The 7,237-nt window shown below is 65.5% G+C and carries 8 protein-coding genes; 5 read left to right on the forward strand and 3 right to left on the reverse strand.

Annotation, left to right across the window (positions count from 1 at the left end):
- Positions 1-1,405 (reverse strand): oxidoreductase (locus A8G08_RS23675; RefSeq protein ID WP_068279668.1); only part of this gene is annotated, 1,405 nt, incomplete at its 3' end.
- A gap of 67 nt (positions 1,406-1,472) precedes the next feature.
- Positions 1,473-3,602, reverse strand: a complete 2,130-nt coding sequence (pabB, locus tag A8G08_RS23680; protein WP_068279672.1) for an aminodeoxychorismate synthase component I — start codon at positions 3,600-3,602, stop codon at positions 1,473-1,475.
- 200 nt (positions 3,603-3,802) lie between these two features.
- On the opposite strand from pabB, the gene A8G08_RS23685 reads away from it, so the two are divergent.
- The 5 genes from A8G08_RS23685 to A8G08_RS23705 are packed head-to-tail and all read left to right on the forward strand — an operon-like array spanning position 3,803 to position 6,930.
- Entirely contained in the window at positions 3,803-4,213 is a 411-nt protein-coding gene (locus A8G08_RS23685) for a glycine cleavage system protein H (protein ID WP_068279675.1), read from the forward strand.
- A gap of 48 nt (positions 4,214-4,261) precedes the next feature.
- Positions 4,262-5,650, forward strand: coding sequence for an L-serine ammonia-lyase (locus tag A8G08_RS23690; RefSeq protein WP_068279678.1), 1,389 nt, complete (start codon positions 4,262-4,264; stop codon positions 5,648-5,650).
- A gap of 35 nt (positions 5,651-5,685) precedes the next feature.
- Complete coding sequence (locus tag A8G08_RS23695) at positions 5,686-6,381, forward strand: hypothetical protein (protein WP_068279681.1); 696 nt, start codon at positions 5,686-5,688, stop codon at positions 6,379-6,381.
- A gap of 16 nt (positions 6,382-6,397) precedes the next feature.
- Entirely contained in the window at positions 6,398-6,628 is a 231-nt protein-coding gene (locus tag A8G08_RS23700; protein ID WP_068279685.1) for a hypothetical protein, read from the forward strand.
- Entirely contained in the window at positions 6,625-6,930 is a 306-nt protein-coding gene (locus tag A8G08_RS23705; protein WP_068279691.1) for a WhiB family transcriptional regulator, read from the forward strand. The genes A8G08_RS23700 and A8G08_RS23705 overlap by 4 nt, the downstream gene beginning before the upstream one ends.
- Here A8G08_RS23705 and A8G08_RS23710 read toward each other — a convergent pair.
- Positions 6,921-7,237, reverse strand: a 317-nt coding sequence (locus A8G08_RS23710; RefSeq protein ID WP_068279688.1) for a phage tail protein, incomplete at its 5' end; no start/stop codon positions are given. The two genes, A8G08_RS23705 and A8G08_RS23710, sit on opposite strands and share 10 nt — an antisense overlap.

The raw sequence follows: 7,237 nt of genomic DNA on the forward strand, positions 1-7,237 counted from the left end.
CCTCCTCGGCCTCCGCATAGGTGTTCGTGCGGATGTCGACGTCGAGGCGCTTGCACTCGTCCAGGCGCCACTCGACGATGCTGATGAGATCGCGCCGCCGGGGAGCAGACGCCGCCAGGCGGATCTGCCCACCTGGCGCATCGGAGGCTTCCATCACGATCACGCGATGGCCGCGCTCCCCGAGCACCCGGGCCGCTTCCAGGCCCGCAGGTCCGGCGCCGATCACCACTGCCGTGCGCGCCGGCCCGGTGGCGGCGGGCACTCGATGCGGTAGCCGGTCCTCGCGGCCGGTGGACGGGTTATGGATGCATTTCGCGTCGCGGTTCTGGTAGATCTCATCGAGGCAGTAGCTCGCGCCGACGCAGGGCCGGATCCGGTCCTCCTCCCCCGCTTGGATTTTCGCGACGATGTGCGGGTCCGCAATATGCGCGCGCGTCATGCCGACTAGGTCGATGAGTCCATCCCGAATGGCATGACGGGCTGTCGCAACGTCATTGATCCGCGCGGCATGCATCACCGGCACGGAGACGGCCTTCTTGACCTGGCCTGCGAACTCGAGATGTGGCGCCACCGGCGTGCCCATCGGCGGGATGACGCGCGACAACGCCTCATCGCTGGCCATGTTGCCCTTGATGACACTGATGAAATCGACACCCTCGGCGACGACGCGCTGCGCGATCTCCATGCCCTCATCGACCTCGAGTCCGCCCGATTGCTCCTCGTCGAACGACATCCGAATGCCGACGACGAAGTCCGGGCCCGCGGCCTCGCGCACAGCACGAATCACCCTCAGCGGGAAGCGCATTCGGTCTTCGAGGGAAGCGATGCCGAATTCGTCGTCGCGCTGGTTGGTCAGCGGCGACCAGAACGAGTCGAGCAGGTGGGTGTACGCCTCGAGTTCGATGCCATCGAGTCCGGCTTCGCGGCACCGCGCAGCCGCGTCGGCGTACGCCTTCACGATCCGGTCCATATCCCACTCTTCGGCCGCCTTCGGGAAGGCGCGATGGGCGGGTTCGCGAATCGGCGAGGGGGCGATGACCGGCAGCCAGTCGCCGTCGTAGTTGCTGGTGCGCCGGCCCAGGTGGGTGATCTGGCACATCACTGCGGCGCCGTGCTCGTGGACGCCATAGGCCAACTCACGCAGCCACGGGACGATCTCGTCCTTGTAGACGTGCAGATTGCCGAAGGCGGCGGGGCTGTCCGGCGCGACCACGGCCGACCCACCCATCATCGTCAGACCGACGCCACCCTTGGCCTTTTCCTCGTGGTAGAGGCGGTAGCGCCGCTTCGGCATGCCGTCCTCGGTATACGCGGGTTCGTGCGACGTGCTGACCACACGGTTTCGCAGGGTCAGGTTCTTCAGCTCGAAGGGCTGCAGCAGCGGGTCGATGAGCTGGTGGGTCATACCAATCCCCGAATCTTCTGAAATATCTGACGCGCTCTCTAACACATTATGCTGTTTGTAATGTATGTCACGTCCGGGAAGCGGTCAAGGGTGGAGAGAGCTGCGGTTCGGTATGGGCGCCGGCCGCGTCGTCCCGGCCGGCGCAGCGCGTCACATCGGCAATCACTCGCTGTGACGAGGCGGCTTTCACCAGGATCTCGGCGTACTCCTCGGCCGGATCCGACAATGCGGTGATGGCGCCGCCGACCCCGAATTCGACGGATGTATCCGTGGCGACCATCGTGCGGATGACTACAGACAGGTCGACCGTGCCGGCGAGCGACAGGTAACCGATCGCGCCGGAGTACACCCCGCGTGGTCCTTCCTCGAGCCGGTCAAGGATCTCCATCGTCCGCAGTTTGGGAGCGGCGGTCATGGATCCGGCCGGGAACATTGCCCGGATCGCGTCGACCGGATGAGCATCGGGGCGCAGTGCGCCGCGCACCGTGAAGACCATCTGGTGGACCGAGGCATAGGACTCGATACCGAAAAGCGACGGCACGTGCACGGTGCCGGGCGAGCAGACCCGTGACAGGTCGTTGCGCACGAGGTCGACGATCATCAGGTTCTCGGCGCGCTCCTTCTCACTGGAGAGCAGCGCCTCGCGCAGCCGAGTGTCCTGTTCGCTCGTCGCGCCTCGGGGGCGCGTGCCCTTGATGGGTTTGGATTCGGCCGTCCGGTCGCCGCGGATACGCAGAAAGCGTTCGGGCGATGCGCTGACCACCGCGAGACCCGGGAATTGCAGCAGCGCGGCGTGCGGTACCGGGTTCAGCGCGCGAGCGCGGTCGAACGCATCGACCGGGTCGATGGCGCAGTCAACCCGGGCGGCATTGGTCAGGCACACCTCGTACGTCTCTCCGGCGCGGATCAGATCGAGGCTGGCCTCGATTCGGGCTCGGTAGGCGGCCGCATCGTGGCGCAGGTTCGGTGCGATATCGCCACGCTGGAACAACTCGGTGTCGACGGCCCCAGCGGGCGCGGTGCCGATGTAGCGCACCATGGCGTCGACCCGGTCGAGCCAATCCGCGTCGCCCGGATCGTTGGTCGAGCGACTCAGCGTGAGTAGATATGTGCACCGCTGGTCGTGATCGATCACCACCGCCCGGTCGGTAAAGGTAAGCGCCGCATCAGGATACGGCGATTGGTACGCGCTGCTCCCACCGGTTTCCGCCTTGAGCTCATAGCCTAGGTAGCCGACATAGCCGAGCTGGAAATCGAATGGTAGCGACGGGTCGCGCGGCACGGCCCGGGATCGGAGTTGCTGCTCGAGATAGTCGAATATCGAGGACACCCGGTGCTCGTCGACGCCGGCCGCACTTTCGATTCGCACGCGGGCGGTCGTCACGTCATAGGTGACGTACTCCCCCAACGGGCCGGTGCAGTCACCCATCAACGTGAAACGCGAACCGGCCTCGGGCGCGGCGGTGCCGTCCAACCAGAAACTTCCGCACCGGCCGGCGAACGCCGCCCGAAACAGGCGGGCTGGGTCGGGATGGTGCTCGATTCGCCGATGCTCGACGACGTAACCGGTTCGCTGCAGAGGTGCCGGCGCCCGCCGGGTCGCGGGCGGCGGTGCTGCGATCGCGGGCGCGCTGAGGTCCCTGAAGTTCTCGAGGATGGCCCGCCCGGACTCCGCGGCGATCGACTCGGGATGGAACTGCACGCCCCACATCGGGCGGCTGCGATGACGCACGGCCATGACGAGACCTTCGGACGTCGTGGCCAGGACCTCGAGCTCGTCGGGCAGGTCGACCGCGATGAGCGAGTGATATCGCACGACGGAGAGCGGCGACGGCAGGCCGGCGAACAGGTCGCGCCCGGCATGGTGGATCGGCGAGACGCGGCCATGCATCGGGAGCGGCGCCGGTACGACTCGAGCCCCCATCGACGCACACAGTCCCTGATGGCCGAGACATACGCCCAGAACTGGAAGCCCGGATTCCGCGATCACCCGCGCGCAAATGCCGAAATCGCCGGGGACCGTCGGATCGCCGGGTCCCGGCGAGATGACGACATTGTCGAAGTCCGCGAAGTCCAGCGAATCCCAGGACACGTCGTTGGTGACGACGGTCGGTGGCACCCCGTTCACCCCAGCCAGCAGGTCGGCAAGGTTGTGGGTGAACGAGTCGTAGTTGTCGATCAGCAGCGTCCTGACCATGCTGCGACGCCTCTCATTGCGGGAAATGGATCAGCCGTCGGGCGTTGGACGCACTCATTGCAGGAAATCCTTGACCGCATCCCACCCTTGGCATACCGTTGGCATCACTCTAATATATTAGATGCCGATCACACCAGCATTGGTCGGCCCAGGAGCCATCAACCGCCAGCTCGAGCCCGCGACGACACGAAAGGAAGATCGTGACGACACCCGAGATTCCGTACGGTCTGCTCTACACCGATTCGCACAGCTGGCTTGCTCCGGCAGTGGGCTCCCCTGGAGAAACACCGCAGCGCACCGGTGTCACACCCGAGGCCCTCGCAGACCTCGAGATTGTGGCAATCGACCTGCCGCCGGTACGGAGCTATGTCGAAGCTGGGATGCCGTGCGCTGCGCTGTGGACTTCGGCATGGACGCCGGTCACGATCCTCGCGCCGATCGGCGGTCTCGTCACCATGACCAACTCCGCCGCCGTCACCATCCCGCGACTCGTCGTCGATGACCCCTTCGGCGCGGGCTGGCTGTTCGCCGTGCTGCCGTCGATCGAATCGACCGAAGAGGCGCTGCTGACGGCCGACCAGTACCAACTCGCCCGCGGCAAAGCGGCCTGATTCCAGGCACCGCAGCCAGACCGCAACCCGGACAAGATCGGTGACCGCATGACCATCAGCGTGTTCGAACTGTTCTCCGTCGGCATCGGGCCGTCGAGCTCCCACACTGTGGGGCCGATGCGCGCCGCCGCCCGATTCGTCTCCGACCTGCGCACCCTCGGCGCATTCGACGACGTGGAAGATCTGCGCGTCGATCTCTACGGTTCGCTTGCCGCGACCGGCGCCGGCCACGGGACGATGACGGCGGTGCTGCTCGGGCTCGAAGGCCACCTGCCTGACGAACTCGAGACCGAGCACATGGAGCAGCGGGTCGACGCAATGCGCGCGACCGGCCGCATCGAATTCGGCGGATCTCGCCAGATCGCGCTCACCGAGGACGATCTCGTCCTGCGGCCATTGACGGTCCTGCCCTATCACCCGAATGGCATGACCATCACCGCATACGGCGATGGCGGCATGGAGCTGCATCGGGAAACGTACTTTTCCATCGGTGGCGGCTTCGTCGTCACCGAAGCCGAAAGCCTGCAGGATAATTCGGATGCCGGTGCTTCCCGTGGGCTGAATTTCGGATCTGCGAAAGAACTCCTCGATCTATGCAACCGGTACGGCTGCCAGATCAGCGAACTCATGCTGTCCATCGAGCGCGAGACCCGCTCGACTCCCGAGATTCACGATCGGCTGCTGCATATCCGGGACGTGATGGTGGAGTGCGAGAAGCGCGGCATCTCTCGCGACGGTTATCTCCCCGGCGCGCTGCGGGTGCGGCGCCGGGCGAAGCAGTGGTTCGAACGCCTCGACCGGGAAGATCCCGACCGCCGTCCCGAGTACGCCGAGGATTGGGTCAATCTCGTTGCGCTCGCGGTGAACGAGGAGAACGCCTCGGGCGGGCGGATCGTCACCGCACCGACCAACGGCGCCGCGGGCATCGTTCCAGCAGTCCTGCATTACGCGGTGCACTACACCCCAGCCGGACGAAACGATCCCGACTCGACCGCAATTAGCTTCTTCCTTGCCGCCGGCGCGATCGGCTCGCTGTACAAAGAACGCGCCTCGATCTCCGGAGCAGAGGTCGGCTGCCAGGGCGAGGTGGGTTCGGCGGCCTCGATGGCGGCGGCCGGGCTAGCCGAAATCCTCGGCGGAACACCGGAACAGGTCGAGAACGCCGCGGAGATCGCGATGGAACACAGCCTCGGCTTGACGTGCGATCCGATCGAAGGGCTCGTGCAGATCCCGTGTATCGAGCGCAATGCGATCTCCGCGGGTAAGGCGATCAACGCGGCACGAATGGCCTTGCGCGGCGATGGAACCCATCACGTGAGCCTCGACGAGGTCATCGAGACGATGCGTTCGACCGGCGCGGATATGCACTCCAAATACAAGGAGACCTCAACCGGAGGACTCGCCGTCAACGTCACGGTCAACTACGTCGAATGCTGACACTCCCCCATCGTCCCCATCGGCAGGAGGCACCGATGAATTCCGATACCGCGATCGCCGAGCGGCTGCAGCTGCTTCCGGCCCGGGCCGCCACGTTCCTGCGCCGCACCCCGGTGCCGGAGCGGCCCACGTTGCCCGCCGGGGTTCGGACGAGCTTGCTCGACATCCTGCTTCAGTGCACGGCGAGCCGCGGTGAAGCGTTCGTCGTCCACCAGCTGATCGCGCCGGCACTCGCCGAGGACGGTGAGATCAACGCGGACACCATCGACGAGATCCTCAGCGTCCTGGACAGTTTCGTAGTCACCGAAGCAGCATGTGAGGTTGCCTTTGGCCCCAACTGGCAGGCCGTTGTCGCGCACGCGGTCATTGTCGGCGAGGTGCTCCAGGAGGATCGGGTCGCCCAGTTGCCGACGCCGATAGGCGTGCACCGGCGTCTCGGCGCGTGGCTACGTGCCCGCGAAGCTGCGTGCGAGACCGGCCGAGTCGACCAGTGGTACCGCGCGCAGGCCGCGGCATGGGAACGCAGCTACCTCGAGACCAGGACGCTGCGCACCGACGAAACGCCCTTCGCGGACATCGTGGCCACCGTTCGCGACGTCGCCGCAGCCCTCTGCATGCGCGACCTGGTCGGCACACATGGCTTCACCCAGCAGCATTTCGACACACTCGTCGCGCCGTGGCAGCACATGACGCGCGAAGCGGATCTCGCTCAGCAACTTCAAGCCGTTTGAACCGGAAGGATTACCGATGACTCCCCTCGCCCCAGCGGACACCGATCTCGTCCGGTTCGCGGCCCGCTGGTCCAGTCTGGGCGGCGGCCCGAAGCATGAGATACGCGCACGTTTTGGGCTCGAGCCACTCGAGTTCTTCTCCCGAATCCACGATATTCTCGAAGTCGCCCCGCCGGAGTACCTGTCCGGCAGTCACATCGACGAGATGAAGCGCGTGGCCCGTCGACGTCGGTGGTTGGCCGCATGAACCCGCGTTTGAGTCGGGCACCCGAGGTTAGTCCCGTCGTCGAATTCTGGGACTGGCAACTCGACGCACGCTGCCGCTCCACCGGGTCGCAGACCTTCTTCGGGACCGAGGAGGAAACGCGGCGCACGCGGATGCGCCGTGAGCGCGACGCGAAGCTGATCTGCTCCGGCTGCGATGTGCTGGACCAGTGTCGTACTTGGGCCTTGCAGTTCGACGAGTCGCACGGGATCTGGGGTGGGATGACTGCCAACGAGCGCCAGCGTGAGCGGTCGCGTCAGAGGCGAGTTCAGGTTCAGTACTGATTCTTGATGACGAAGTAGGAGCCGCGAATGGTTCCCGCGAGCTTCGACTTCTGCCTCGCGAACTTGAACGAGGAAAGCTCCTCGGGGATTTCCATCTCCTCGGAGAGCTTGAAGCCGACCGCCCGCTTGCCGGAGTCCTCGACCGTGTACATCACGTTGATCGACAAACCGTCCTCGTAGAAGACATAGGCGAATCGAATGCCCGCCACTTCGAAGGCCGTTGCCTCGAGCGGGCGCGCAGCGATGACAATGCCACGTTCGTCCTCGAGGATCTTGCTCACGTAATCGATCGTCGAGTGCGCGTCCT

The organism is Aldersonia kunmingensis (assembly GCF_001646865.1).
In the GTDB taxonomy this organism is placed as follows: domain Bacteria; phylum Actinomycetota; class Actinomycetes; order Mycobacteriales; family Mycobacteriaceae; genus Aldersonia; species Aldersonia kunmingensis.

Coding starts and splice junctions, on each gene's coding strand:
- A8G08_RS23690 (WP_068279678.1), top strand. CDS start 4,262: ATGACCATCAGCGTGTTCGAACTGTTCTCCGTCGGCATCGGGCCGTCG.
- A8G08_RS23695 (WP_068279681.1), top strand. CDS start 5,686: ATGAATTCCGATACCGCGATCGCCGAGCGGCTGCAGCTGCTTCCGGCC.
- A8G08_RS23705 (WP_068279691.1), top strand. CDS start 6,625: ATGAACCCGCGTTTGAGTCGGGCACCCGAGGTTAGTCCCGTCGTCGAA.
- pabB (WP_068279672.1), bottom strand. CDS start 3,602: ATGGTCAGGACGCTGCTGATCGACAACTACGACTCGTTCACCCACAAC.
- A8G08_RS23700 (WP_068279685.1), top strand. CDS start 6,398: ATGACTCCCCTCGCCCCAGCGGACACCGATCTCGTCCGGTTCGCGGCC.